Origin of the sequence: Klebsiella sp. 28 (assembly GCF_018223905.1) — a bacterium.
GTDB lineage: Bacteria > Pseudomonadota > Gammaproteobacteria > Enterobacterales > Enterobacteriaceae > Klebsiella > Klebsiella pneumoniae.
The window spans coordinates 25,146-51,895 of sequence record NZ_JAGRQY010000029.1; the positions used below are offsets into that span (position 1 = coordinate 25,146).

Annotated in this window: 20 protein-coding genes and 1 pseudogene; 7 read left to right on the forward strand and 14 right to left on the reverse strand. The window is 56.5% G+C overall.

What is annotated here, in order from left to right; all coding sequences use genetic code 11:
* Window positions 1-4: 4 nt before the first annotated feature.
* The 4 genes from yjfF to ytfQ form a co-directional block, all read right to left on the reverse strand.
* A complete protein-coding gene (yjfF, locus tag KHQ28_RS05475; RefSeq protein ID WP_004178367.1) occupies window positions 5-1,003 on the reverse strand; it encodes a galactofuranose ABC transporter, permease protein YjfF in 999 nt (332 codons plus the stop codon).
* Window positions 990-2,015: a galactofuranose ABC transporter, ATP-binding protein YtfT gene (gene ytfT, locus KHQ28_RS05480; protein ID WP_004152011.1), complete on the reverse strand. Its 1,026-nt coding sequence runs from the start codon at window positions 2,013-2,015 to the stop codon at window positions 990-992. Before ytfT ends, yjfF begins: the two co-directional genes overlap by 14 nt.
* 10 nt (window positions 2,016-2,025) lie before the next feature.
* Complete coding sequence (gene ytfR / locus KHQ28_RS05485) at window positions 2,026-3,528, reverse strand: galactofuranose ABC transporter, ATP-binding protein YtfR (protein WP_004177669.1); 1,503 nt, start codon at window positions 3,526-3,528, stop codon at window positions 2,026-2,028.
* A gap of 123 nt (window positions 3,529-3,651) precedes the next feature.
* Window positions 3,652-4,608: a galactofuranose ABC transporter, galactofuranose-binding protein YtfQ gene (gene ytfQ, locus KHQ28_RS05490; protein ID WP_002886769.1), complete on the reverse strand. Its 957-nt coding sequence runs from the start codon at window positions 4,606-4,608 to the stop codon at window positions 3,652-3,654.
* Between the two features lie 403 nt (window positions 4,609-5,011).
* On the opposite strand from ytfQ, the gene ppa reads away from it, so the two are divergent.
* From ppa to KHQ28_RS05505, 3 genes are all read left to right on the forward strand, one after another.
* Window positions 5,012-5,542 (forward strand): inorganic diphosphatase, encoded by a 531-nt coding sequence (gene ppa, locus KHQ28_RS05495; RefSeq protein WP_002886766.1) that lies wholly within the window; start codon window positions 5,012-5,014, stop codon window positions 5,540-5,542.
* 74 nt (window positions 5,543-5,616) lie between these two features.
* On the forward strand, window positions 5,617-6,804 hold the full coding sequence (locus tag KHQ28_RS05500) for a hypothetical protein (RefSeq protein ID WP_004186677.1): 1,188 nt from the start codon (window positions 5,617-5,619) through the stop codon (window positions 6,802-6,804).
* Window positions 6,805-6,959: 155 nt separating this feature from the next.
* Window positions 6,960-8,126, forward strand: coding sequence for a hypothetical protein (locus KHQ28_RS05505; protein ID WP_032418148.1), 1,167 nt, complete (start codon window positions 6,960-6,962; stop codon window positions 8,124-8,126).
* A gap of 37 nt (window positions 8,127-8,163) precedes the next feature.
* On the opposite strand, the gene KHQ28_RS05510 is transcribed toward KHQ28_RS05505, so the two are convergent.
* From KHQ28_RS05510 to tamA, 3 genes are read right to left on the reverse strand one after another with little or no spacing between them, the layout of a single operon-like run.
* Window positions 8,164-8,508, reverse strand: coding sequence for a gamma-glutamylcyclotransferase (locus KHQ28_RS05510; RefSeq protein WP_002886724.1), 345 nt, complete (start codon window positions 8,506-8,508; stop codon window positions 8,164-8,166).
* 2 nt (window positions 8,509-8,510) lie between these two features.
* Window positions 8,511-12,287 carry an autotransporter assembly complex protein TamB gene (gene tamB / locus KHQ28_RS05515; RefSeq protein WP_032418149.1) on the reverse strand — a complete coding sequence of 1,259 codons (3,777 nt, stop codon included), beginning with the start codon at window positions 12,285-12,287 and terminating at the stop codon, window positions 8,511-8,513.
* A complete protein-coding gene (gene tamA / locus KHQ28_RS05520; RefSeq protein ID WP_002886722.1) occupies window positions 12,284-14,017 on the reverse strand; it encodes an autotransporter assembly complex protein TamA in 1,734 nt (577 codons plus the stop codon). The genes tamB and tamA overlap by 4 nt, the downstream gene beginning before the upstream one ends.
* A gap of 208 nt (window positions 14,018-14,225) precedes the next feature.
* Between tamA and msrA the strand changes: the two genes are divergently transcribed.
* Entirely contained in the window at window positions 14,226-14,861 is a 636-nt protein-coding gene (msrA, locus tag KHQ28_RS05525) for a peptide-methionine (S)-S-oxide reductase MsrA (RefSeq protein ID WP_025712326.1), read from the forward strand.
* A gap of 28 nt (window positions 14,862-14,889) precedes the next feature.
* Here the strand turns inward: msrA and KHQ28_RS05530 are convergent, their stop codons facing one another.
* The 6 genes and pseudogenes from KHQ28_RS05530 to KHQ28_RS05555 form a co-directional block, all read right to left on the reverse strand.
* Complete coding sequence (locus KHQ28_RS05530; RefSeq protein ID WP_023159538.1) at window positions 14,890-15,561, reverse strand: hypothetical protein; 672 nt, start codon at window positions 15,559-15,561, stop codon at window positions 14,890-14,892.
* A gap of 15 nt (window positions 15,562-15,576) precedes the next feature.
* Complete coding sequence (locus tag KHQ28_RS05535; RefSeq protein WP_032418150.1) at window positions 15,577-16,878, reverse strand: oxaloacetate decarboxylase subunit beta; 1,302 nt, start codon at window positions 16,876-16,878, stop codon at window positions 15,577-15,579.
* Window positions 16,879-16,893: 15 nt separating this feature from the next.
* Window positions 16,894-18,663: a sodium-extruding oxaloacetate decarboxylase subunit alpha gene (gene oadA / locus KHQ28_RS05540; protein ID WP_032418151.1), complete on the reverse strand. Its 1,770-nt coding sequence runs from the start codon at window positions 18,661-18,663 to the stop codon at window positions 16,894-16,896.
* Between the two features lie 15 nt (window positions 18,664-18,678).
* Window positions 18,679-18,911: pseudogene (locus KHQ28_RS05545) on the reverse strand (oxaloacetate decarboxylase subunit gamma).
* A gap of 8 nt (window positions 18,912-18,919) precedes the next feature.
* Window positions 18,920-20,209: an Nramp family divalent metal transporter gene (locus tag KHQ28_RS05550; protein ID WP_032418153.1), complete on the reverse strand. Its 1,290-nt coding sequence runs from the start codon at window positions 20,207-20,209 to the stop codon at window positions 18,920-18,922.
* 129 nt (window positions 20,210-20,338) lie between these two features.
* Window positions 20,339-21,271 carry a dihydrodipicolinate synthase family protein gene (locus KHQ28_RS05555; RefSeq protein WP_032418154.1) on the reverse strand — a complete coding sequence of 311 codons (933 nt, stop codon included), beginning with the start codon at window positions 21,269-21,271 and terminating at the stop codon, window positions 20,339-20,341.
* A 292-nt stretch (window positions 21,272-21,563) separates the two neighbouring features.
* Between KHQ28_RS05555 and KHQ28_RS05560 the strand changes: the two genes are divergently transcribed.
* A complete protein-coding gene (locus KHQ28_RS05560; protein WP_032418155.1) occupies window positions 21,564-22,586 on the forward strand; it encodes a LacI family DNA-binding transcriptional regulator in 1,023 nt (340 codons plus the stop codon).
* 105 nt (window positions 22,587-22,691) lie between these two features.
* Here KHQ28_RS05560 and KHQ28_RS05565 read toward each other — a convergent pair whose 3' ends face one another.
* Entirely contained in the window at window positions 22,692-23,444 is a 753-nt protein-coding gene (locus KHQ28_RS05565) for an oligogalacturonate-specific porin KdgM family protein (RefSeq protein ID WP_023158563.1), read from the reverse strand.
* A gap of 518 nt (window positions 23,445-23,962) precedes the next feature.
* Between KHQ28_RS05565 and KHQ28_RS05570 the strand changes: the two genes are divergently transcribed.
* Both KHQ28_RS05570 and KHQ28_RS05575 read left to right on the forward strand, forming a co-directional pair.
* Window positions 23,963-25,300 (forward strand): hemolysin family protein, encoded by a 1,338-nt coding sequence (locus tag KHQ28_RS05570; RefSeq protein ID WP_002886718.1) that lies wholly within the window; start codon window positions 23,963-23,965, stop codon window positions 25,298-25,300.
* A gap of 202 nt (window positions 25,301-25,502) precedes the next feature.
* On the forward strand, window positions 25,503-26,735 hold the full coding sequence (locus tag KHQ28_RS05575; protein WP_020324899.1) for an oligosaccharide MFS transporter: 1,233 nt from the start codon (window positions 25,503-25,505) through the stop codon (window positions 26,733-26,735).
* The last annotated feature ends 15 nt before the right edge of the window (window positions 26,736-26,750 follow it).

The window sequence follows — 26,750 nt, forward strand, 5'->3', positions numbered from 1 at the left end:
TTTCTTAGCGACTCCCCGCCCCGCTCACCCGCGTCACCGCCGCATTCTGCCGATTTTCCCACAGCACGGTCAGCCCACGCTGCAGCGCGATAAAGATAAACAGCAAAATGCCGATGGCGATTTTCGTCCACCATGAGCTGAGGGTGCCGTCGAAGTTGATGTAGGTCTGAATCAGCCCCTGGATCGCCACCCCGAACAGCGTTCCCAGCACGGTACCGACGCCACCGCTTAGCAGCGTACCGCCGATCACCACCGAGGCAATCGCATCCAGCTCGACGCCGACGCCCGCCAGCGCATAGCCCGCCTGGGTATAAATGGAAAAGACGATCCCGGCCAGCGTCGCCAGTCCGGTGGAGAGCATATAGATACGGATCGTGGCGCTGCGAGTCGAAATCCCCATCAGATTCGCCGACATGGCGTTGCCGCCGATGGCATACACCTGGTTGCCAAAGCGGGTGCGATGGGCGACAAAAATACCGGCCACCACCACCAGCAGCATCAGCAGTCCCATGGCGCTGAGACGACCGCCGCCGGGAATGGTCCATGCCAGCCCGGACAGGGTGTCGTACACTGGGTGGTTAATCGGAATCGACTCCTCTGACACCAGATAGCTCACGCCGCGCAGGAAGAACATGCCGGCGAGGGTGATGATAAAGGCCGGGATCTTCAGGGCGTCAATCAGCAGCCCCATAAACGCGCCGAAGGCGCAGCCCATCACCAGCACTAGCGGAAAGGCCACCAGCGGCGAGATTCCCCAAAAGCCAATTGCTTTGGCGAGGAAGACGCCGGTAAAGGCGATCACCGACCCCACCGACAGATCGATCCCGCCGGAGAGGATCACGAAGGTCATGCCCACGGCGATGATCCCGAGGAAGGCATTATCCGTCAGGATATTGCAGATCACCCGCGTTGAGGCAAAACCGGGGAACTGAGTCAGGCAGTAGAGGTAGCCCAACACAAACACCGCAAGGGTGATCATCAATGGTAAATTACGTTTTATCATGGCCGCGTACCCCTTTCAGTAAACCGATAAAGCGCGGCGACTGGACAATCAGTACGCACAGCACCACCACCGCTTTCACCACCTGGTTGAGCTCCGGCGGGAAGCCGGAGAGCAAAATCCCGGTGTTCATTCCCTGGATAATCAGCGCCCCCACCACCGAGAGCAGCAGGTTAAAGCGCCCGCCCATCAGCGAGGCGCCGCCGATGACCACCGCCAGAATGGCGTCCAGCTCAAGCCATAGCCCGGCGTTATTGGCATCCGCGCCGCGGATGTCCGCCGCCACGATGATCCCGGCGATCGCCGCGCAGACGCCGCTCAGGACATAGGCCAGCATCACCACGATGCGGGTATTGACGCCGGCGTTTTTCGCCGCGCGGATGTTGATCCCTACCGCCTCAATAAACATGCCCAGCGCCGTTTTACGGGTAAACAGCCAGAACAGCAGCAGCGTAGCGGCGGCGACGATCACCGGCGTCGGAAACAGCAGAAACGATCCGCTGCCGAGCCACGCCAGGGCCGGGGAATCAAAGGTGACGATCTGCCCGGCGGTGATCAACTGCGCCACCCCGCGCCCGGCCACCATCAGGATCAGCGTCGCCACAAAGGGCTGGATCTTAAGGACCGCCACGAGGATGCCGTTCCACAATCCGGCCAGCGCGCCCGCGGCCAGCGCGGCCAACAGCACCACCGGCAGGCTGTGCCCGGCGACGGTCATCGAGGCGGCTGTCGCGCCGGCAATCGCCATCACCGCCCCTACCGACAGGTCGATGCCGCCGGTGGCGATCACCAGCGTCATGCCAATCGCCAGCAGCGCCACCGGCGCGGCGCGGTTGAGAATATCGATCGGGCTGCCAAACAGGCGGCCATCCTGGAGCACCACCTGATAAAAATGGGGCGCCACCAGGCTGTCTACCAGCAGAACCAGCAGCAGGGCAATAATCTGCGGGGTGCCCTTCGGCCAGGTGAAGCGTCGCTTCTCCGGGCCGGTTTGCGAAAGAGATCGAGGCATCATGGGTTACTCCTTATGCCGCAATAGCGTTCATGATCGCCGGAACAGAGAGCTCGGCGAGCGGGATCTCCGCCACTTGTCGGCGATCGCGCAGGATAATGACCCGATCGGCGTAACCCACCAGCTCCTCCAGTTCAGAAGAGATAACCAGCAGCGCCAGGCCATCGGCGCAGAGGGTTTCAATCAGGCGAATAATTTCCGCATGGGCGCCGACGTCGATGCCGCGGGTCGGCTCATCGAGGATCAGGAACTGCGGTTTGGTCAGCAGCCAGCGGGAGAGCAGCACCTTCTGCTGGTTGCCGCCGGAGAGAAACTCGATCGGCTGCTCGGCGCTCGGGGTACGGATCCCCAGCTGGCGAATAAAGCGCTCGGCGATCTCATTCTGCTCCCGGCGGGGGATCGGCCGCAGCCAGCCGCGCTGCGCCTGCAGGGCGAGAACGATATTTTCCCGCACCGAGGCAGCGGCGATAATGCCGTCGGTTTTACGATCCTCCGGACAGAAGCCGATCCCGAGGCAGGACGCCTGATGCGGGGAGCGCAAGGTCTGCGGTTTGCCTTTGATCCACGCCTTCCCGCTGTCCGCCGTTTTAATGCCGAAGATCACCTCGGCGGTTTCCGTGCGTCCGGAACCCAGCAGGCCGGCGAGGCCTACAATTTCGCCCGGGCGGACCTGCAGGTCGAACGGGGCGATGGTTCCTTTTTTACCGTAGCCTTCAAACGCCGCTACCGGTTTATCGCTCAGCAGGGTACGGCCCGCCCGCTGCAGGGCATTGTGGTCCAGTTCGCGACCCAGCATCATTTTCACCAGCTCAATCTGCGGCAGCTCGCGGGTCTCACGGCAGCCCACAAATGTGCCGTTACGCAGCACGGTGATGCGGTCGCTGACCGCATAGACCTGGTCGAGAAAATGGGTGACGAAGATCAGGCTGACGCCGTTATCCCTGAGCTGGCGCATCAGGGTGAACAGCATCTCCACCTCCTGGGTATCGAGGCTGGCGGTGGGCTCGTCGAGGATCAGCACCTTGGCCGACAGGTCGATGGCCCGACAGATAGCGACGATCTGCTGCATCGCCACCGAAAAGCGGTTCAGCGGCTCGCGCACGTCGAGGGAAAAGCCGTAGGAGGCCATCAGCGCCGTCGCTCTGGCCTCCATCTCTTTACGTCGCAGCAGACCAAACCGCCGCGGTTCACGGCCGATGAACAGGTTATCCGCCACCGACATATTGGGCAGCAGGTTCACTTCCTGGTAGACGGTGCCGATCCCCAGCTGCTGGGCATGGGCGGTATTTTTGGGCGAAATAGCCTGGCCTTCCAGCCAGATAGTGCCGCGATCGGCATGGTAAACGCCGGTGAGCGCTTTGATCAGCGTCGATTTTCCGGCGCCGTTTTCGCCCAACAGGGCCATGATTTCGCCGCGCCGCAGGCTAAAGTTGACGTTATCCAGCGCCTTAACGCCGGGGAAGAATTTACTAAGTCCTTCGGTGCGAAGGATCTCCTGGTGTGCCTCGGCGCTCATAATCGATGTCACCTTCAAATGATGTCAGGTTACCCCGGGTCGCGCTGGGCTTCCCGGGGTTTCTGGAACGCTGCTTTTTACCCTCTCCCACCGGGGGGAGGGATGGAATGAGGGGCTCCCCACTCAGTAGCCCATATTTTTCTTCTTCTCTAACTCTTCTTTCGCCGTATCCGGCAGGTACAGCGTCGATTTGGTAATGGTCAGCTTCTCCGGCAGGGTGCCGTCTTTTTTGTATTTCTCCAGCGCATCGAACGCCGGGCCGGCCATATTTGGCGTCAGCTCGACGCTGGCGTTGGCTTCTCCGGCGATCATCGCTTTATAGATATCCGGCACGCCGTCGATGGAGCCGGTCAGAATATCTTTGCCCGGCTTCAGGCCAGCTTCTTTAATGGCCTGGATAGCGCCGATGGCCATATCGTCGTTATGAGCGAACACCATGCAGATGTTTTTGCCGTTATTCTCAGCTTTGATAAAGCTCTCCATGACCTCTTTCCCTTTACTGCGGGTGAAGTCGCCGGACTGGGAGCGGATAATTTTGATATTCGACGCTTTGGCAATCGCGTCGGCGAAGCCTTTCTTACGATCGATGGCCACGCTGGCCCCAACGGTGCCCTGCAGTTCAACGACGTTACACGGCTTACCGTCGACGGTTTTCACCAGCCAGTCGCCAATCAGCTGGCCTTCCAGCACGTTGTTGGCGGTCACGGTGGTCATGTAGAGATCTTTATCTTTAACATCAATGGAACGGTCGAGGAGGAAAACCGGGATCTTGGCCTCTTTCGCCTCTTTCAGCACCGGTTCCCAGCCGGTGGCCACCACCGGCGCAATGAAGATCGCGTCGACCCCTTGAGCAATAAAGGAACGCACTGCTTTGATCTGGTTTTCCTGTTTTTGCTGACCATCAGCGATCTTCAGGGTGATACCGCGCTTGGCGGCCTCCTCTTTCGCGACGCTGGTTTCCGCCGCACGCCAGCCGGATTCAGAACCGACCTGCGAAAAACCTACGGTTAGCGGGGCAGCTATCGCCATAGACGACATAGCTGCGGAAACTGCTGTGACAAGAAGTAAGCGCTTCCACATAAGGGTATCCTCGTAGGGTTATTGTTGGTTAAAGTCTCACCTGCGGACAAACTATAGACAATCGGTGATGTAACTGAATGCGTTACATCACACTTCAAAAAAGTAAATGAGATGTTAATGTCGGCCCTACTGCCCAGCGGAGAGCCGATAAGGCTTCACAGGGAGCGCGGCTGTTGCGGTTTATGACGTTTTTTTAAGCAGTATGATAAATCAATCACATGCAATGAAAACGGTTACATAAATTTATTCATGATGTGGCTATGTTTATGGATTTTCATGTCATTATTACGCGAAAAATTCGGAGCACTCTGCGGCGATATCGGGAAAAAGAAGCGAAGACTTTCGATGTGAGTTGGCTATAATACCGAGCACTTGTTTGCCATACATTTTAAAGGAAACAGACATGAGCTTACTCAACGTACCTGCGGGCAAAGATCTGCCGGAAGACATCTACGTCGTGATCGAAATCCCGGCGAACGCAGATCCTATCAAATACGAAGTCGACAAAGAGAGCGGTGCACTGTTCGTTGACCGTTTCATGTCCACGGCAATGTTCTATCCGTGCAACTACGGCTACATCAACCACACCCTGTCCCTGGACGGCGACCCGGTTGACGTGCTGGTCCCGACTCCGTACCCGCTGCAGCCGGGCTCCGTGATCCGCTGCCGTCCGGTTGGCGTTCTGAAGATGACCGACGAATCTGGTGAAGATGCGAAACTGGTTGCCGTACCGCACACCAAGCTGAGCAAAGAATACGATCACATCAACGATGTGAACGACCTGCCGGAACTGCTGAAAGCCCAGATCACTCATTTCTTTGAGCACTACAAAGATCTGGAAAAAGGCAAGTGGGTTAAAGTCGACGGTTGGGACAACGCGGAAGCGGCGAAAGCCGAAATCGTTGCCTCTTTCGAGCGCGCTAAGCAGAAGTAATTCTGTCTCAGGCAGGGTCATCCCCTGCCTGATTGCGGCACGGATAGCCGCGATAACACCATGGAGGGTGTCCCGTGAAAAGCGTTCGCTATTTCACCCTTAACTTTTCTGGCTTCACGACCGCCGCCTGTGAAAAACAGGGGTATCTGCGTCTTATCGCCGGCGACCATGTCTTTTATACCGATAAACGCTATTTTAACGACCCCTCGCTTTTTGACCGCCTGACGATCAATCAGCCTCTGCACCTTGGCGTCCGCCGCCTGGACAACGGCAGTTACTGGATCCACTGGCTCAGCGATGGCGAAACGCTCCTTGAGCCCAGTCAACGGGTAAAGCGCTGGGCCCGGCCGCTGCTGATTATCAGCCTGCTGACGCTCATCGTCGCTCTTATCCCGCTCATGATGAGCACCTCAGAATGGGGAAGGTTCGGCTTCGGCATTATCGCGATAATGGCCTTCATCGCACTGTTAACCGGGCTCTGCGAGCTACTGTTCCACCGGGCGCTAAAAATGCACCCCGCCATGCGCGATCTGTTGGCGAAGATGGCGCAGGCCCGCCGCCGCGACTTTTCCTTTTGCCAGCCGCTACCGACTACGGCGCAAACCCTCCGCCAGTCGGCGAAGCCTTTTACGCAAGCCCTGCCGGAACGCTATGCCGTCCGGACGGGAAAAATTAGCAATATCATTTTTAAGAAGTGGTTCGCGGGGAACCCAACGCGGGAATACCATGGCGTTGGGATACAATGCGACACGGCGCCGCTGGCCTTCTTCTGGCAGAACGGCTTCGCCAACTTCGGCCTGCATCCCTTTTTTTACCGCCGTCAACCGCCCTTTCTCGCTATCGGCGATCGGATAGTCGCCGTCTACCAACGGAAAGATAACGACGTCCAGGCGTTATACAACGTCAGCGACGGGGGCGCTTTTCTGAAAAATCATCCCTGTTATCCCGGTGACCGGCAAATGTCGCTAGTCTATAACCTGTTTTATGGCATGGTGCTGGTGATGTACCTCCTCATACTCGGCATGTCGCTAAATAACCCATACAAACCAGTCAGGGGATTTGGGTGGTTAATTCAGGATTCACTGGACATGCTGTCCCTATTATTACTCAGTTTCGGCGGGATCCTGGCGGTACTGGAGCTGATTGGCCCGACGGCCTGGTTATTGTCACACCGGGTGGCTGACTGGATGAAGATGCGCTCGGCGATGCGGCACTACCTGCAGGGAGCGGCCCGCCATACCGCGCTCGAGGAGATCATGTAATGTTCAGCACCCCAACACGACGATTATTATTCCTCGCGCTGACGACGTTGGCTTCCGCGATGTGGCTGGCGAAGGATCATCTCCCGCTCTGGTAAGGAGTGGGTCGGCAACGCGTGATACGTAAAACACCATCATTTCATCAAGGAAGGAACCTTGTGAAACAGACCCATTATTTCACCGTGAATTTTACCGGCTTCACCACTGCCGCCTCGGAAGAGCAAAGCTATTTACGCCTCATTGCAGGCGAGCATGCCTTTTATACCGATAAACGCCATTTTAAAGACCCCTCGCTTTTTGACCGTCTGAGGCTCGGCCAGCCGCTACATATCGGCACTTGCCGCCTAAAGGATGGCAGTTACTGGATCCACTGGTTAAGCGATGGCCACATTTTGCTCGAACCTTCCCGGCAGCCGCTGAGTATTAAAAAGCTTCTTCGACCTGTCGGCTTGGTCTTTTTTGTTTGCTTGATCATTCTCGCTTGTGCTCCATGGTTGGATATTTTTTTATTATTATGTTTTATCACAATGTTGGTGAATCCCTTCGGCATCTTCTCTTTTTGCTCTTGCAATTTCTCACTCAGGTTACGTGTTCTCAATGCGAAAATGCAGCGAACGAAGCAAGGCGATATTTCATTCTGTCAGCGTCTGGAAATTCTACCCGCTACTTCTGAAAGGCATCCACCATCGGCCAACAACGAGATAGCGCTGCCAAAAGAATTTGCGCTTGAAGAAGGCGTGATTCTGAATAGTTATTATCAAATATGGATCGCTACGAGGGTAAGGCCTTATTTTATCAAAGAAGGCGCCTGTTTTCAGCTGGCGACTCGTCACTCGTTTTTTTCAGCGCGCTTGACCTGGCTGAGCGATGCCCTGAATAATCGTTGTCGCCCGCCATTTCTTGCCGATGGGGACTGGGTTATCGCCGCACGCCGGCATGGATACGATGATCTTCAGGCGTTATACAATGTCAGTGATGGCAGTGTTTATTTAAAAAATAGCCCCTTTCATCCCGGCAATCAGCAGATGGCATCAATTTATAAAATCGCGTACGGCCTCGTACTCATAATGATGTTTTTTACGCTCACCATCAAACTGCACGACCCCATGCTTAATCTGGGCAGTTGGCCATTTTATCGTGAAATGCTTACCAGGCTGACAGGCACCCTGCTCCCGATTAACCTGCTGTTAATAGTGATGGAGTTTGTCCGTATGATTGCCCATCCCCTGTCACGTCGGGTGGCCGGTAGAGTGAAGGTACATCAGGCCATATTACGTTATGCCAGACGTCAGGGCGCCAGAATGACGCCATGGGAACTGAAGTAATAAAAAACAACGCCACCCGAAGGTGGCGCTGTCGTGGTTAATACTGGTCGCGATCCAACCAGTTGCCGTTCGCTATCAACGTACAACCCTCAACGGAACGTTGATAGACATACATCCATGCGCTGCCGTAAGGCGTCTGAATCAGGTGGCGCGCATACTCGCCCCCCTTGGTGCGCAGCGCATCCAGTTCGGCCAGCGTCGATGCATCAATACGATAAACTTCACCATGTACTGTGCCTTCGCCGGGCACCGCGCCTGGATAGTGGCCCAGGCTGTACAGCTGATAATCGTCGACACTATGAGCGCCCAGCCACTGGGCGTTGGTCATCCAGTGGCTGTTGCCTTGTTTGCGTCGTAAACTGCCGTAAACAAATATTCGCATTGCTAAAACTCAAACTGATAGAGCAAATCGAGCGCCTGGTCGATGCCAGACACCGCTTCCACATATAGCTTAGGCATCAGGCGATAACGTAAAGTCAGCGTCGCCAGGGAATCGAAGATACCGACCCCGTATTTTACCTGCAGACCCGGCAGTACATAGCCGCTGACCACCACCTGGGAAGAATCGCCTACCCCTTCGGTGTCCAACGCCAAGTTGCTTACGCCAAACGTCTCGCCGATTTTACCCACAACCTGACCACTTTGTGCAACCCCCATACCAATAAGCATTGAGGTCATCGCGGCGCTATCGCTCTGACCACTACTCAAACCCTGGCCGCGCAGCAGATAAGACAGCGCTTCCTGCTGGGACATAACCGGATCAGAGAAGATCTCCGCTTTCGGCTGATCGGCGGAGCCGGTGACGCGAACGCCGGCGATCACATCGTCTTCGGTGGCATCCGGGTTACGAATCGCTTCGATATTCAGCAACGGCTGATCCGGCGGACCGGAGAACAGCAGCTCCCCTTTGCGGACAATCAAGTCCTGACCATAGGCGTGGAAACGGCCGTCCGGAATATTAATCTGCCCGTTGAGGCCCAGCCCCTGCTTGTCCTGCGCCACTTTCAAATCACCGGTCAGACGCGCTTTCAGGCCGAAGGCTTCCAGACGAACGTTGTTGCCGACGTGAATGGTCAGGTTGCTGTTGATCGGGATGCTGGCGCTCTGCTGCTTAATCGGCTTGAGGTTTTTATCCAGCATCACTTCATCAGAGGAGACGCCGACCGCGCTCTCCGGCACCTCGTTGACCACGATCCGCGCCCAGGGCACATCCACTTTGCCGTCGAGATTGAACAGGCTTGGCGTGGCGGTAAACACCACATCCGGCGATACATCGAGACGCACCATCGGCGGCACCGTGATCCGCACCCGGCTGCCTTTCGCCGCAATTTGCGCCCGCCAGTTATCGATCTGCGTCCAGTCGGCATTACCGCTGAGGGCGATTTGCCCCTGGCGGGTGTTCACCGTCCCCTGCAGGGTCGAGCGCGTGCCGTTGAAGTTCATCGCCAGCTGGCTCGGCTGCATATCAAACGGCATAAAGTTGCCGTCGATATCCACCCCGCTCAGCTGCATCTGGCCGAACAGCTGCGGACTTTTCACATTACCGCCCAGACGCAGACGGGCGTTGAGCCTTCCCTCTGCCTTTTCACCACGAGCGAAAATCGGGTTGATCATCACCAGCGAGAAGTTGCTGATATTGACATTGCCGCCGAGATTACGCCGCCCCTGCGGGTCGGTAACCTGCACCTGCCCATCCAGTTGACCATTGTTGGTCAGGCGGATAAGCCAGCCCAGCTCGGCGCGATTGTTGTGCAGGTCGGCGCTGAGGTTAAGCGTATCGAACGCCACCGGCAACGGCGCGTCGTTGACGACCTGGGTCACCTTGACGTTGCGCCCGCTGAGGGTCACTTTGCCCTGCGGCAGTCCCTCTTTGGTGGTGTCCCAGCTCACATCGGCATTACCAGTAAACACGCCGCTGGCCTGGGTCGCCTCCGGCATAAACGGCTTGAGCATCGCCAGATCGAAGCGGTTGAGATTCACCCGCGCCCGTCCGCTGGCGCCCGCGTCAATGGTTTCAGGCACGCAGAGCTCGGCGTTCGGGTTGGTCCAGCAGTGTGGCCCGATGCTGATTTTCTGCTCCAGATTGCGATAGTCCAGCGCAATGCTGCGCGTCAGCGCTACCGGCCCCACCGGCGTCTGGAAGCGGGTATCGCTCAGCGAGCCCTTCCAGCGTTCGGCCTGACGATCGAAGCTGCCTGCCAGCGTCAGCTGGCCGGAAACCGGATCGCCCTGTACGCGCAGCCGCAGCTCATGCTGTTTCTCTGTACCTTTGGCATTGAGCTGCACCTGGCTGATATTGACCCCCGGCTGGCTGATGCGATCCACCCGCACGTCCAGGTTACCGCCAATCTGATCGGTGGATTTCACATCCCCTTTGACGTTGACCTGGGCGATGGTCAGCTCCTGCCAGCGCAGCGCCCGGGCGGTGATATCGGCCAGCAGCTGCGGCGCATCGACAGTGCCGCGCACTTTTACCAAGCCCTTCGCCGTCCCGCCGAGCCCCGGCAGCGCATTATCCAGGTGCGGCGCATCGATGGTGGCGTCGAGATTAAGATCCTTCACCCCCAGCTCGCCTTTGATATCAGCGCTGTTCGGGCCCAACGCCAGATGCAGTCCCGGGATTTTCCACTGCAGATAGCTGTTACCCTGCAGCGAGCCCGCCACATCCACTTTGTTCTGCTTCACGTTGCCGGTAATTTTCAGCTCCGGCACCGACATCTGCCAGCTGCCGCCGTACAGGCTGCCCTGGGTCTTGATCCGGCCGTTAAGCTTCGACGGCCAGTCCGGCACCTCTTTGGCGGTGTTGATGCCGTCGAGGGTCAGCTCGCCGCGCCAGCTGATCGCCTGCTGCCAGTCGAGCAGCGCCTTCAGCTCGGTTTTCCCTTCCAGGGCATTGACCGTCAGCTTGTCGAGATTGATCTGCCGTTCATTGCCTTTGGCGTTGAGGGCGATTTTCGCCGGCGGCAGCGATTGACCTTTCACCGCGGTGGAGAAGGCCAGCGCATAGTCGGTCATTTTGCCGCTGAACTTCAGCTGGACATCGTCGGCCTGAAACTGCTTTTCGCCGCTGAACGGCCAGGCGAGCTGCTTACTCTTCAGCTCCATATTGAGCGGCAGCCCGGCCTCCGCCAGCTGCGCATCCGCGCGCAGCGTGGCCGCGACCGGCCCGCTTAAGTCCACTCCGACTTTGAGCGTTTTACGCACTTCGCCGCCCACCTTCAGCTGCACCTTCTCCCCTTTCATCGGGTCGACGTTCAGGGTTCCGGCGAGGGTAATGTCCACCGGCCAGTTATCCTGCAGCTGCGCGCTGCCCGAGGCGCTAACCTTGCCCTGATCGGAGTCGATATCAAGGGCGTCGAGCTTCATCTGGCCGTCGATACTGCTGACTTTCAGCAGCAGGTTATACACGGTGATATCGGTATCGCCGGTCAGGCGCAGCTGCTCGCCGCGGAACGCCTGAATATTGAGGTTCAGCGGCAGATGGACATCGGTCATTGCCGGCAGCACCGGCTGCGAGAAGAGGTCGGTCATCGTCTCGCCGAGCGGTTTTTCCTGCGGCTGCGGGTTGTCAATTTTCGGCTCAACCACCTGCTCCTGCGCCACTTTCGCCACCTTAGGCAGGGCGATCAGCAGCCCCTGCAGCGAGGTCGGCGTCAGGGTCAGATTTTTCTCCTGCCAGTTCAGGCCGGTGGAAAAGTCGCGTACGGAGACCGCGGTATCATCGATTTTGACGTTGACGTTATGCAGCGCGACGCGGCTGAGGGTGATCGGATAAGGAGTGGAGAGATTCAGCGGCCCGCTGTCCTCTTCCTCGACCGGCGCTGAGGGCGGCATCTTCTTGGTATCGACGGCGACGTAAATATCGCGCAGCGCGATGTCGTTTACGCACAGGCTGCTGTCCCACAGGCAGCGCAACCTGACGCTGAGGTGAAACTGACCGGCGGTCACCGCCACGCCGGGCTGTTCGTAGCGAACATTATCGAGGGTTAAATCACGCCAGCCACCGGTCACTTTGCCGATTTCCAGCCCCGGTACCCAGCGATCCGCCGCTTTGAACACCAGATGCAAGCCGGTGGTGGTCCCCACCAGGAACCCGACGGTGCCCAGCAGGAGCACCAACACGATTAAGACGCCGAGGCTTATCTTCTTCCATAAACTCATAATTCAGGCCCCAGACCGATGTAAAACTGTAAACCATGCTCTTCTTTGTCGCCGATCGGCCGGGCGATATCCAGCTTGATCGGCCCCACCGGCGACTGCCAGCGCACGCCTACCCCGGCGCCGGTTTTGAAATCGCTCTCGCGAATATCGCTGACCGCTTCGCCGCTATCGACAAACACGGCGCCCCACCATTTACCACTGACGTTGTACTGATACTCCAGCGAGCCGGTCGCCAGCTTCGAGGCCCCGATCAGCTTGCCGTCATCGTCCTTCGGCGAGATAGATTTGTATTTATAGCCGCGAATACTGCGATCGCCCCCGGCGAAAAAACGCAGATCCGGCGGCACCTTGTCAAAGTTGTCCGCTTCGATCCAGCCAAGGTTGCCGCGCACCACAAAGCGGTGGCGGTCATAGAGGGTACGGATCCAGACGTCCTGGGCCTGCATCACGATGAAGTTGATGTCCGAGCCCCACATGGTGTTGGAGTAATCCACCGAGTAGCGCTGGGAATCGCCCCAGGTAGGCATCAGGCCGCCGCGGGAGCGAGTGCGGTTCACCGAGACCCCAGGATAAATCAGCATGGTGGTGTTGGTGACGTTCGCCTGGGTAAAGTGATCCAAGCTCCAGCGCAGGTTAATCGCTCGCTGCCAGCCGCTCGACATCTCCCAGAAACGCGAGACACCCAGGGTGGTAGAGTCGGCCTGGGTATCATTGAGGTCGGTACGCTTAAAACCGCCCTGCATCAGATAATACTGTTCAAGGGGGCTCTTCAGCAGTGGGACTTTATAGGTAAAGTCGAACTGCTGCTCCGGGGCGGAGAGGCTGACGCTGGAGGTCAGGCTGTGGCCATACGAGTTGACCCATGGTTTTTTCCACGTGGCTTTCACCCGCGGACCGACGTCTGTGGAATAGCCGACCCCGGTTTCCACGGTGTTCTCTTTGCGAGGCGAGACAACGCCCTGCAGAGGCAGCACCTTGGTTTTCCGCGACTTAGCAAAATCAGGCGCCACCACCACCGAACTGAACCAGCCGGTCGCCGCCAGGCGGCGGTTTAGCTCGGCCAGGTCCTGCGAGGTGTAGTAGTCGCCCTCTTTAAACGGCACGAGGTTTTGCAGGTATTCATCGCGGATTTGCGAGCCAGAGAAAGTGACGTGGCCAAAGCGATAGCGTTCGCCGCTGTCGTAATCGATATCCCAGAACGCCTGATGACGGTCGAGGGAGACCCCGAGCTGGCTCTTAAGAAACTCGCTGTCAAAGTAGCCTTTGCGCAGGGCGACGCGGGTCAGCGAGCTCTTGAAGCCGTCGTAATCCCCGTGGTTGAGCACCGTCCCGATGGCCGGGCGCGTTTTCAGCAGCGCCAGGTAGTCGCTATCGGTGCGGGCGCCGCCGCGCAGAATCACCTCGGTTCCGCCAATGCGCACCGGTTCTCCCGGGGTCACTTTGGCGATCAGCACCTGACGTCCCCTTTTCGGCGGCGGACGCAAATCAAATTCAATCGTCGGCTCGTAATAACCCAGCGCTTTCAGACCTTCGCGAATGGCGTCATCGACGCGCGCGCGAAAGCGACGATCCGGCGTGACTTCATCGCTCTGGATGGTGGAAAGCTGGGCGCGAACGTTTTTCTCCAGCTCCCCGGATAATCCCTCAACCTGCAAACGCACATTCGCTGCGCTGGCGACCCCGCTGACCAGCAAAAGGCTGGTGACACATAACTGGCGGATTTTTAGCACATTTTCTCCTGAATATCCCTGTTTCCTCTACAGGAAACACTGGCGCCGCTCCACGGCTTAACAAAACCCTAACAACATAGGGTTGAAAAAGTGGCAATAACCCAAATAATTCTTATGTATTAATCTAGACGTATTACGCGTATTTATTGTGTTAAAAGACACGCTTCGTTACAACCTTAACGACGATTTCTGTATTGAGAGGCCAACCGTGAGTCTATTTGATAAAACGCATCTTGTCGCCCAGGCGGATGCGCTGCCTGGACGCAATACCCCCATGCCAGTGGCGACGCTCCACGCAGTTAACGGCCACTCGATGACCAACGTCCCGGCGGGGATGGAAGTGGCGCTGTTCGCCATGGGCTGCTTCTGGGGAGTTGAGCGCCTGTTCTGGCAATTGCCGGGGGTTTACAGCACCGCCGCAGGTTACACTGGCGGCTATACGCCCAATCCGACCTATCGCGAAGTATGCAGCGGCCAGACCGGTCACGCGGAAGCGGTACGCGTGGTTTATGATCCGCAGGTGATTAGCTATGAGCAGTTATTGCAGGTGTTCTGGGAAAATCACGACCCGGCGCAGGGTATGCGGCAGGGTAACGACCACGGCACCCAGTACCGCTCGGCGATTTACCCGCTGACCCCGGAACAGACGGAGGCGGCAAAGGCCAGCCTCGCGCGCTTCCAGGCGGCGATGAACGACGCGCACGATACCCGTCACATCACCACCGAGATCGCCACCGCCAAACCGTTCTACTATGCCGAGGACGATCACCAGCAGTATCTGTATAAAAATCCGCACGGCTATTGCGGCATCGGCGGCATTGGCGTCTGCCTGCCGCCTCAGTAAGCGCGCATCGTCTGGCCGCGAGCGCGTATTAATCAGAAAAGACCGGGCCCGCAGGGAAGTGGGCCAGAAATGCCGTCACGGTTAACAACTCACGCAGAGACGGGAATGTTATCTCTTTTTCTGCCAACGCGTGGTCAAAGGCGATCAGCGAATCTATCCCACCCCGCCCGAATACGCCCCCTGCCCAGAGCATTCTTTGCGCCTGGTCACGCGCCCATGCGCTTTCACTACGCCAGGCAAGGATATGCAGCAGAGCCTGTAATAAAGAGGCGACGTGGGTACGCTGCTCTTTAACCAGCCGGCGGTAAACCGGCAGAGCAATGCTTCTTATCACATCAAAGCTCTCCCAGGCCGCATCATCTTTAAGCAGCTTTCCCGCCTCTTCGCACAGGCGGTTGTGAGTAAGAGTCTCTCTTTTTTCCACTGCCTTTCCAGCGGCCATCACCACCCCACCCAACAAATAGAGCGACTCGGGTAATAGCGGCAATACTATCCGCCGGTCCATGGCAAGCTGCTGTCCGGCATAAAGACAAGTCACTAATATTTTCTGCACATTGTACTGTTCGCTGAGGCTCTCAATGATGCCTAGCGCCGGTGTCAGGTGATTCACTAAATCAATCGCCCGTATCGACCTGAGAATAATATTGCTCTGTTCGGAGGTCTGTATTCTTTGGATATCCAGTAATACGGTTTCTTCCATTGTCTTATTCCTCTGTTACATCGCCAGCACGTACTTGAGCATCACCCCGGCGGCGATCGCCGAGCCGATCACCCCCGCCACGTTCGGGCCCATGGCGTGCATCAGCAGGAAGTTCTGCCCGTCCGCTTCCAGACCCACCTTGTTCGACACCCGCGCCGCCATCGGCACCGCCGACACCCCCGCCGAGCCGATTAGCGGGTTGATTTTGTGCCGGCTGAACACGTTCATCAGCTTCGCCATCAGCACCCCGGCGGCGGTCCCCACGCAGAAGGCGATCACCCCCAGCACCAGGATCCCCAGCGTCTGCGGCTGCAGGAACTTGTCCGCCACCAGCTTGGCCCCCACCGACAGCCCGAGGAAGATGGTGACGATGTTGATCAGCGCGTTCTGCACCGTATCGCTCAGCCGCTCCACCACGCCGCTCTCGCGCATCAGGTTGCCGAAGCAGAACATCCCAAGCAGCGGCGCGGCGTCCGGCAGCAGGAGCGCCACCAGCAGCAACAGCACCGCCGGGAAGAGGATCTTCTCCCGCTTACTCACCGTGCGCAGCTGCACCATGCGGATCTTCCGCTCCTTATCCGTGGTCAGCGCCTTCATGATCGGCGGCTGGATCAGCGGCACCAGCGCCATATAGGAGTAGGCCGCCACCGCGATGGCCCCCAGCAGCTCCGGCGCCAGCTTGCCCGACAGGTAAATCGCCGTCGGGCCGTCGGCGCCGCCGATGATGCCGATGGCCGCCGCCTGCGGCAGGGTGAAGCTGATGATGCCGAAGTAGTTCAGCGTCAGCGCCCCGAGCACGGTGGCGAAGATCCCGAACTGCGCCGCCGCCCCCAGCAGCAGGGTGCGCGGGTTAGCCAGCAGCGGGCCGAAATCGGTCATCGCCCCGACGCCCATAAAGATGACCAGCGGCGCGATGCCCGAGCCAATCGCCACCTTATAGAAGATGGCCAGCACCCCGGCGGAGTAGCTCATGTCCACCGCGAGGCTCTCCATCTGCCCCTGTACCGACGGCAGGGCCAGGGCCAGCGCCGCCTTAATGGCGTGGACGTCCGGCGCGCAGTGGAGCTTCGCGGCAATCACCGCCAGCTGCGCCGGGTCGTGGTGAGCCAGCAGGCTCTCCAGGGCGGTGAGCGCCAGCCCGGCCTCCGGGATATTGGAGAGCAGGCCGCCGAAGCCAATCGGCAGCAGCAGTAACGGCTCGAACTTCTTCGCAATCGCCAGCCAGAGCAGCAGCAGGCTGACCAGCAGCATGATGGCCTGGCCGGCGCCGAGGTGCATCAGCCCCATGCCCTGAATCAGGGCGTTCAGACTTTCCATTTCCGCTCCTCGTCCTTACGCCAGAGTCATCAGGGTGTCGCCGACCGCCACCGCGTCGCCGGCTTTCACCGCGATACCGCGCACGGTCCCGGCCTGCGCGGCGCGGATTTCGGTTTCCATCTTCATGGCTTCCAGAATCAGCAGCACCTCGCCTGCGGCCACCGTCTGGCCTTCGCTGGCCAGCACCTTCCAGATGGTGCCCGCCAGCGGGGCGGTCACCGGGGTGCCGGCGCCGGCCGGGGCGGCAGCCTGAACCGGTGCGGAAGACGGGGTGGCCGCCGTCAGCTGGCTGACGTCGCCGCCGTCGCTGACCTTGACCACAAAGGCTTTGCCTTCCACCTCCACGGTGTAGACGCCGGAGGCGGCAGGTTTTTCTGCTTTTGCCACTGGCTGCGCGGCTTCCGCCTGCGGTACCGGCTCAAAGGCCGCCGGGTTGTGGCGGTTTTCGAGGAACTTCAGGCCGATTTGCGGGAACAGCGCCACGGTGAGCACGTCGTCGATGGCGTTTTCGGCAAGCGTGATGCCCTTCTCCTGCGCCTGGCGTCTGACGTCGGCTTCCAGCTGCGCCAGCTCCGGCTTCAGCAGGTCGGCCGGGCGGCAGGTCACCGGGTCGGCGCCGTCGAGCACCCGCGCCTGCAGGGCGGCGTTCACCGGGGCCGGGGTGCGGCCGTACTCGCCCTTCAGGATACCGGCGGTCTCCTTCGCGATGGTTTTGTAGCGCTCGCCGCCCAGCACGTTGAGCACCGCCTGGGTGCCGACAATCTGCGAGGTCGGGGTCACCAGCGGGATGAAGCCGAGGTCCTCGCGCACGCGGGGGATTTCCGCCAGCACTTCATCCAGACGGTGGGCGGCGCTCTGCTGCTTCAGCTGGCTTTCGAGGTTGGTGAGCATCCCGCCCGGCACCTGGGCGACGAGGATACGGCTGTCGGTGCCCTTCAGCTGGCCTTCGAAGGCGTGGTACTTCTTACGCACCTCGCGGAAGTAGGCCGCGATGCTCTCCAGCCTGTGGATATTGAGGCCGGTGTCGTAGGGCGTGCCAGCGAGGGTGGCGACCAGCGCCTCGGTGGCCGGGTGGCCATAGGTGGCGCTCATCGAGGAGATGGCGGTATCGACGCCGTCGACCCCGGCTTCAATGGCCTTCAGCAGGGCCATCTCCGCCATCCCGGTGGTGGCGTGGCAGTGCAGGTGCAGGGTGACGTCATAGCGCTTCTTGATTTCACTGACCAGCTCAAAGGCGGCATGCGGGGTGAGGATGCCGGACATGTCCTTGATGGCGACGGAGTCAACGCCGGTCTCCAGCAGCTGTTCGGTGAGGTCGAGCCAGGTCTGCAGGGTGTGGGCCGGGCTGGTGGTGTACGAAAGCGTACCCTGGGCGTGGGCGCCGTGGCGGCGGACCGCCTGCAGGGCGGCCTGCATGTTGCGCGGGTCGTTCATGGCATCGAAGACGCGGAAGACGTCCATGCCGTTTTTGACGGCGCGCTCCACGAAGCGCTCCACCACGTCGTCGGCGTAGTGGCGGTAGCCGAGCAGGTTCTGGCCGCGGAGCAGCATCTGCAGCGGGGTCTTGGGCATCGTCTTTTTCAGCTCGCGCAGGCGGACCCACGGGTCCTCGCCGAGAAAGCGGATGCAGGCATCAAAGGTGGCGCCGCCCCAGCACTCAAGGGAGCGGTAGCCGACGTCGTCCAGCTGAGCGGCAACGGGCAGCATATCGTCGAGACGCAGACGGGTGGCGAACAGGGACTGGTGGGCGTCGCGCAGGACGACATCGGTAATGGCAACGGTCATGAATTCCTCCGTGAATTAAGGGTGAAGACGGCGATGGTGGTGAATGGCGGCGACAATCGCCGGCTTCAGGCGGGCGAAATCGTCGGCGGGCNNGCTGCGGGGGCGGCGGGCGGCTCGGGAAACAGGCGGTTGACGGCGAGGGACATTCCCCGGATGGCAAAGATGAGCAGCAGCAGGAACACCAGCACAAAGCCCATGCCGAGAAACATCAGGGTGAAGCCTTCGCCTAACAGGATGGCATTAGTCATACCCCACCTCAAAACATGGAAGAAAGAGAGGACATAAATTTAGGTAAGGTGTTAATCAGGGCGACGAGAGTGAGTAACAAACAAAAGAGATAGCTGACCGCCATACATATTTGTAATAACCTTGGCGTCTTATATCCTTTATTAATATCCTTTCGCCACAGCAGCAGGCAGATAAACAGACCCGCGACAGGCGTCGACACCGCCGTTGCGACATTCGCTAAGTAAATTAACTGCACCGGAGATCCGCCGAAGCTAAAACAGATTAACCCCGCAATCACCAGCACTACCATGGATCCCCACTGGACCGCTTTACTCTCCAGCGCAGTAGATTTATTGAACCCCGAGTTAAGCAGGACAACCCCACGCTGAGTATTCCCCAGTAAAGATGAGAAACCCGCGCCCAATAATGCGATCCCCATAATGTATTTTGCCGCGCGTCCCATGCTTGGCGTTAATAAATCAGCCAACTGCGTCGGCGTATTGATTGATATTCCTTGAGGAAAAAGCACAATCGCCCCTACCAGAATAATAGCCCCACTGATCAGCAGCACACCGATAATATGGGCTACGGTATCCGCCACCATCACGCCATTAAAGAGATCATCTTTTTTCCATTTTTTCTCTTTGCCAAGGTAAGTACCGTAGATCCCGGTCGTCAGGGAGGCATTGGTACTGATAAAGCCCAGCGCGGTGACTAAACTCCCCGCAGGAAAGATCCAATGCGTTAATCCTTCCCCGCTGGCTTTCCAGTCTGGCCCCCCCGTTCCCACCAGTGTGATATAAAAGGCGATAATCATTGCCACAATACAAATAGTGATCCCTTTTTCGACTTTGGAATAAACGCCTTTAGAGAAATAGCAATAGATCATCACTGCAATCATAATTAACGCACCGAGCTTCCAGTCAATGCCGAAAACAAGGTTCATGCCGGCCCCGGTACCCGAGATATTCCCCATGGTAAAAAAAAGACAGGCTAAAAAAGTGGCCACGCCTACAAACCCCGCGGCGACTTTACCGTAATAGTGACGTATCGCCTCTATTGACGGCATCCCGGTGAGCATGGAGATACGATAGGTCGTCAACATAAACGTGATCCCCATAAAGGCAATGGGGATCAGCAGCCATAGTAGGGAATAGCCATAGTCCGCCCCTAACATCGACGCGGTGGTAATAGCGCCGGGGCCAATCACGACTCCGGTAAGCACAATCCCCGGACCGATGCGGCGAATTAATTGAGAGAAGGGAAGTCTTTCTATTTGTGCGGGTACAGCGGTAGATGTTTTTTCTAAATTACTCATGACAGCCTCATTATAGTATCTTTATAAAATATTATACGGCCACACTGATATACTGAATAAAACCTGACTATCCTTATTAAAACCAACCCGTATTCATAATGAATACGGGCTTGGTATTCAAATAATAAATTAAATAACCGCTTTTTTAATGCCTGCGGCACGGATAGCCGCTTTGATCTCTTCTTCTGCGCCCGGTTCCAGCGGCAACAGAGGTGACCGAACGGTAGCGTGTTCCAGAATGCCACGTTCAACCAGAGCATGTTTCAACGCCACGGTACCTTCCATATGCGAGCCGCGGTGATAAACGGCCTTAGTAACCGGCAGCAGACGGTCGTGAACCGCTTTGGCCTTCACATAATCCTGCGCTTTACCGGCCTCCAGCAGTTCCAGCAGGAGTTCAGGGGCAATATTGCCATATCCCACCAGGAAACCATCAATATCGAAGGCGGTATGCAGCAGGTATTCATCATGACAGCTGAGGATCTGTAAATCAGGGCGTTCGCGACGAATAACCGGAATTTCCGTATCCCAGCGGCGCATATTACGCACCCCATTTTTCATCGCAAAGACCCCCGGTTGCGCGGAAATATCCAGCATCGTTTCAAGGTTATAAGTGGCTTTAGTGACATCCGGATACTGGAAAAGAATAAGAGGCAATCCACTCTCTTCATATACCACGCGATAACGATCCTGAGGCGCCCCTTTTTGGTAGCCAAAACGCAGCCAACCGTGTGAAGGATATAGCAGACCTGCGGAGGCCCCGGCTTCCACGGCGCGCTGCGCTTCCAGCGCCGCCACTTCCGTCCCTTCGCCAGTAATCCCGGCGATGACCGGTACACGGCCGTCGGTTGAGTCAACAAAACTACGGATAACGTCAGCCTGTTCCTGCTGAGTCAGGAAGGTGCCCTCCCCGGCATGTCCCAGAACCACCAAGCCTTTCACGCCTTTTACGCTACCCAGCCAGGAACCTAAACGTTTGATGGCTTTATGATCGATACGTCCATCGCGGGTGAAAGGGGTAACCGGGGCTGGAACAATTCCACGCAAATCAAGTGCTTTCATGTTAACTCCTTACAAATTTCAACAGATAAAGATGATAAACTCTCTTTCTTGAAATCGATTGCAGGAACGATTGCAAGTGAATTGAAATGTCTTCCCTTTACTTCACAAGATCAAGGGGACTCCGCTAATAAATGCAATTGGAATCACAAAAATGGGCGGGTTAAACATTTATCAAGTTACATTACGTGATCTATTTCCCACATTGCGTCTGGCGCTCCTCTACGCCATTTAAGTTGCGTGGAAGAAATAACTACGAATACAATCGCAACTGAATTTAAACAGGAAATCGGTCATGGGAAATCAATCATCTCAAGAGCACAATGGAAGAACCATTACGATGCAGGATGTGGCTCGCGCCGCCGGCGTGAGTGTTTCAACTGTTTCGCGCGTGCTGGATGAACGTCTCCCCCCGTCCCGCAGCCCTTCGGCTGAAAAAATACGGGAAGCGGCGAAGCAGTTGGGCTACCGACGTGACTACGTGGCGTCCAGTTTGCGCCGTGGCGATACGGGCACGATAGGCGTTCTGGTCCCGAGATTGACCGATACCGTCACGGCGATGTTCTATGAAGCGGTCTCTCAGGCCGCCGCGCGTCAGGGCTATTTCACGGTGGTGGCAACCTGCGGCAACGATCCAGACACGGAAGAGCGCGCCACACAATCTTTGCTGGATCGCCGGGTCGATGGCCTGATCCTCTCCACCTGTCGCCTGGATGACCGCCTGCCTCAGCAATTGCGGGAGAAACAGATCAACCATGTTCTGGCGCTGCGTACCGACGGTATCAGCCCATCCGCTATTGGTGATGACGAACTGGGAGGCTATCTGGCAACCCGCCACTTACTGGATCTCGGTCATCGGGAAATCGGTATTATTGCCGGCCCCAATTTTTCATCGAGCACCTTAAACCGGCAAAAAGGATTTTTGCGTGCCATGCAGGAAGCGCAGGCCGAGGTGAATCCGCAATGGTGGCGAGATTCCGACTTTACCATTGTGGCCGGTGAAAACGCCGGTTATGAAATCCTGAATAGTCCGGCGCGCCCCAGCGCCATTTTCGCCGTCAATGATGACCTGGCGATCGGCGTGATGGCGGCTGCACACCGACTCGGGCTGGAGATAGGCCGCGACGTTTCACTGGTAGGCTATAACGACATTCCGTTAGTCAGTCGCCTGCCGATCCCTTTGACCTCCGTGAAGACACCGCTCGATCAGCTTGCCAGCCATGCCGTTGAATTGCTGCTAGGTCATCATGTGGAAAACCCCCAACGCTACTCTTTACCCACCCTGATTCCGCGCGCTTCCACGCGGCCTTATCGCTAAGCGGCGCACGTTCCCGACCCGAAGGCGTGCCAGGGCCGGGAACGTATTCAATATGGTTCCAGCAAATGTCAGCAGATATTGTTTCCTGCTCGTCAGGGCGAGATTTTATAGCGTAAACGTCATACCGATACGATATCGTGATTCTGAAATTTTATTTTTGCCATCATGGTAACCCTGTTTATCAAGGTAATCATATTCGATATAGGGACTAAACCAGTCATTCCATTTATAGCGTAGCGTTACGGCGTTTTCTGTCGCCGAAGATTTATCATTATTATATTTATAGTCATCGTTGACATGTCGATAGACCGTGCCTTGATACAGGGCACTCCATTGGGCATTAAATTTATAATTAACATATAAATCCAGGCGGTTGACGCTGTCGCGATGTGACTCGCCGACGCTATTAACCGTTTCGTAAGTGTTGTAGTCATAGCGATAACGTAGTCCAAAGGTGAGATCGGGAGTCGCTTTATAGTTAATACGAAAATAAGGCCGTAGCTGGGTGCCTTTACTGCTCCAGTGATAGATACCGCCTGGCTGCAAGGCCCATTTTTCCGCGAATGGCCAGCTATAGTTAACCTCGATTTCATTATAATCGACTGTACTGTCGCCAAAGGAGTGGGACGCATCCGTTTTATCTGTGCCATTTTTTCCCTGGTGGTTATTTTTGTTGTTTTTATTATCCATCTCCATACTCGCCCACCAGCCATTCTGCCACCCCTGACTCACCTTATAGCGAGATTCATAAGAGTGACTTCCCGCCCGATATCCTCCTCTGACATCGAAAGTCAGCGCGTGACCAGCGGCGGGTATCCCCAGGGCGACACATACTATCAAAGCTATTTTCTTATGCATATTTTATCCCTAAAATTAATCATTTTTAAATGAAACGGAAAATAATATGACGGTATTTAAATATTTTAAAAATGAATGTGAAATCGTTCGCGGTATCGTTTTCAAACGCGGTTATCATTCTATTACTGAAGTGAGGTGGTCAAGCCGCTAAAAATACCAATGCTATTCTCATCACACATTTCCCCCGGTTTTTATTCTGGCGTATGTATTTTTGTGATCCACTCCGCGCCCGTTATTACCGCGGCCGGGCGGCACTTTCCTCTGGCCGCACCTCGTTTTCCGGTGAAAATAACCAGGTGCGCCCTGTCCGCATAAGTACGCTTTTACTACGACCTCTAGTGGTGAGATAACCGTGTAATTAACAATGATTAATCAATGCTCTGGCGATTTTGCTGACTGTTACGCTATACTAGCCTCTGAAATTGCCCGCCTGCGTCTGTGGGCGGGTGTTCAAGTAGCTTCCTTATAGTTCGATCAACTTCCCTTCCGAGGATCTGGCCTCAACGGTCAGAAAAGATATGTTAAACAGTATTTTAGTAATACTCTGTCTGATAGCCGTCAGTGCGTTTTTTTCGATATCGGAAATTTCACTGGCCGCCTCACGTAAAATCAAACTGAAACTGCTGGCCGATGAAGGCAACGTCAACGCACAGCGGGTGCTGAAGATGCAGGAGAACCCGGGCACCTTCTTTACCGTCGTGCAGATTGGCCTCAACGCCGTCGCCATTCTTGGCGGTATTGTGGGCGACGCGGCTTTCTCACCGGCGTTTCATAGCCTGCTCAGCGGGTATTTGTCGCCGGAGCTCTCCGAGCAGCTGAGCTTCATCATCTCTTTTACCCTGGTCACCAGCTTGTTCATCCTGTTTGCTGACCTGACTCCGAAACGCATCGGTATGATTGCGCCCGAAACAGTGGCCCTGCGCATCATCAACCCGATGCGCTTCTGCCTGTTAGTCTTCCGCCCGCTGGTGTGGTTGTTTAACGGCATGGCCAACATGATCTTCCGCATCTTCAAACTGCCGATGGTGCGGAAAGACGATATCACTTCCGATGATATCTATGCCGTGGTCGAGGCCGGCGCGCTGGCCGGGGTGCTGCGCAAGCAGGAGCATGAGCTAATTGAGAACGTGTTCGAGCTGGAGTCCCGCACCGTTCCTTCCTCCATGACCCCGCGTGAAAGCGTCATTTGGTTTGATTTGCACGAAGACGAGCAGAGCCTGAAGAATAAAGTGGCCGAACATCCGCACTCGAAGTTCCTCGTCTGTAATGAAGATATCGACCACATTATCGGTTACGTCGATTCAAAAGATCTGCTGAACCGCGTGCTGGCGAACCAGAGCCTGGTGCTGACCGGCGGCGTACAGATCCGCAACACGTTGATCGTGCCGGACACCCTGACCCTGTCGGAAGCGCTGGAAAGCTTCAAAACCGCCGGGGAAGACTTCGCGGTGATCATGAATGAATACGCGCTGGTGGTCGGGATCATCACTCTCAACGACGTAATGACCACCCTGATGGGCGACCTCGTCGGCCAGGGGCTGGAAGAGCAGATTGTCGCCCGCGATGAAAACTCGTGGCTGATCGATGGCGGTACGCCGATTGATGACGTGATGCGCGTGCTGGATATCGACGAGTTCCCGCAGTCCGGGAATTACGAGACCATCGGCGGCTTTATGATGTTTATGCTGCGTAAAATCCCCAAACGCACCGACGCGGTGAAGTTCTCCGGCTATAAGTTTGAGGTCGTGGATATCGATAACTACCGTATCGACCAGCTGCTGGTGACCCGTATCGATAACAAGCCAACGGTGCTGGTGCCGAAGCAGGCGGAAACGGCGGAAAGCCAGAACGCCTGAGCGTAATCTTTTCTCTCTCCTAAGGGCGGATGACCATCCGCCCTTTTTTTATGGCTCGAATGTGAAGCGGCTCACGCCCCTCTGCCGATAGCAGATTACTCCTGCTCGATAGCGAAACGTTCATGACTCCCCGACGCGCAAAAAGGTAACGTTGCTCGCATCAACACGATCATATTCCTGAATAAAGGAAGCGAGGGTTACCATGATAACGTCAAATAAAAATTACTTTATCAGCTGTCTGTTTTTCCTGTTCTTCTTTATAGGTTGGGGATGCTGCTACCCTTATTTATCCCTGTGGCTGACGGAAACCATCGGTATTAACTACACAGACGTCGGCCTGGTTTATTCTTTCACCGCCATTGTCGCCGTCTGCGTTCAGCCATTATTCGGCTTCATCTCCGATAAACTGGTGTATCGTAAGAATCTGATGTGGATGCTGGCGATTATTATCACGTTATTCGCCCCTTACTGGATTTATGTCTTTGCTCCCCTGTTAAAAATAAATGTGTTCCTCGGCGCGCTGGCTGGCGGCCTTTATATTGGCATGGCCTACGGCGCAGGCTGCGGGGTTTGCGAAGCCTACATTGATAAAGTCAGCCGCGCCTCCGGTTTCGAATTTGGCCGGGCGCGGATGTTCGGCGGCATCGGCGCCGCAATCGGCACCTTTGCGGCAGGAAAACTCTACGGCATTGATCAGAATATGATTTTCTGGTTGGCCAGCGGCGCAGGCGTCTGCCTGCTGGTCATTGTCTGGAAAATGCAGATCAGCGCCCACCCTCAGCAGGGATTGCTGCCTGGCAAAGCCTCGCCGGTTACCCTCCGCGATGCCGTCTCGCTGTTAAAAATTAAAAAATTCTGGTTCTTCGCCCTCTATGTCATTGGCGTCGGGGCGGTCTATGAAACCTATGACCAGCAGTTCGCTATCTATTACAGCCATTTCTTTGAGAGTAAAGCCCGGGGTGCAGAAGTCTTCGGTTATTTAACCACGGGTCAAATTTTCCTTGATGCCATCGTGATGTTCTTTGCGCCATGGTTTGTGAATAAAATCGGCCCTAAAAATGCGCTGTTATACTGCGGGCTGATTATGAGCTTGCGTATTATCGGCTCCGCGTGGGCTATTGGCCCCGTCTCCATCAGTCTGATTAAACTCCTCCACGGTTTTGAAAGCTCAGTGCTACTTGTCGCGGCGTTAAAATATATTACGGCTAACTTTAATCCTCTGCTGTCAGCGACCGTTTACTTAATTGGCTTCCAATTTTCGAAAAGCTTTAGCTCTATTTTTCTCTCGACCGGTATCGGCCATATGTACCAGAGCATGGGCTTTACCAGTAGCTATATCGTACTCGGCGGTATCGCTCTGTGCTTCACGCTTATTTCTTTTATTACGCTGGATAAAGCACGTGTCTTCTCTTCACAACCGGTGCCCGCGAATTAATGTCAGGAGGTAGTG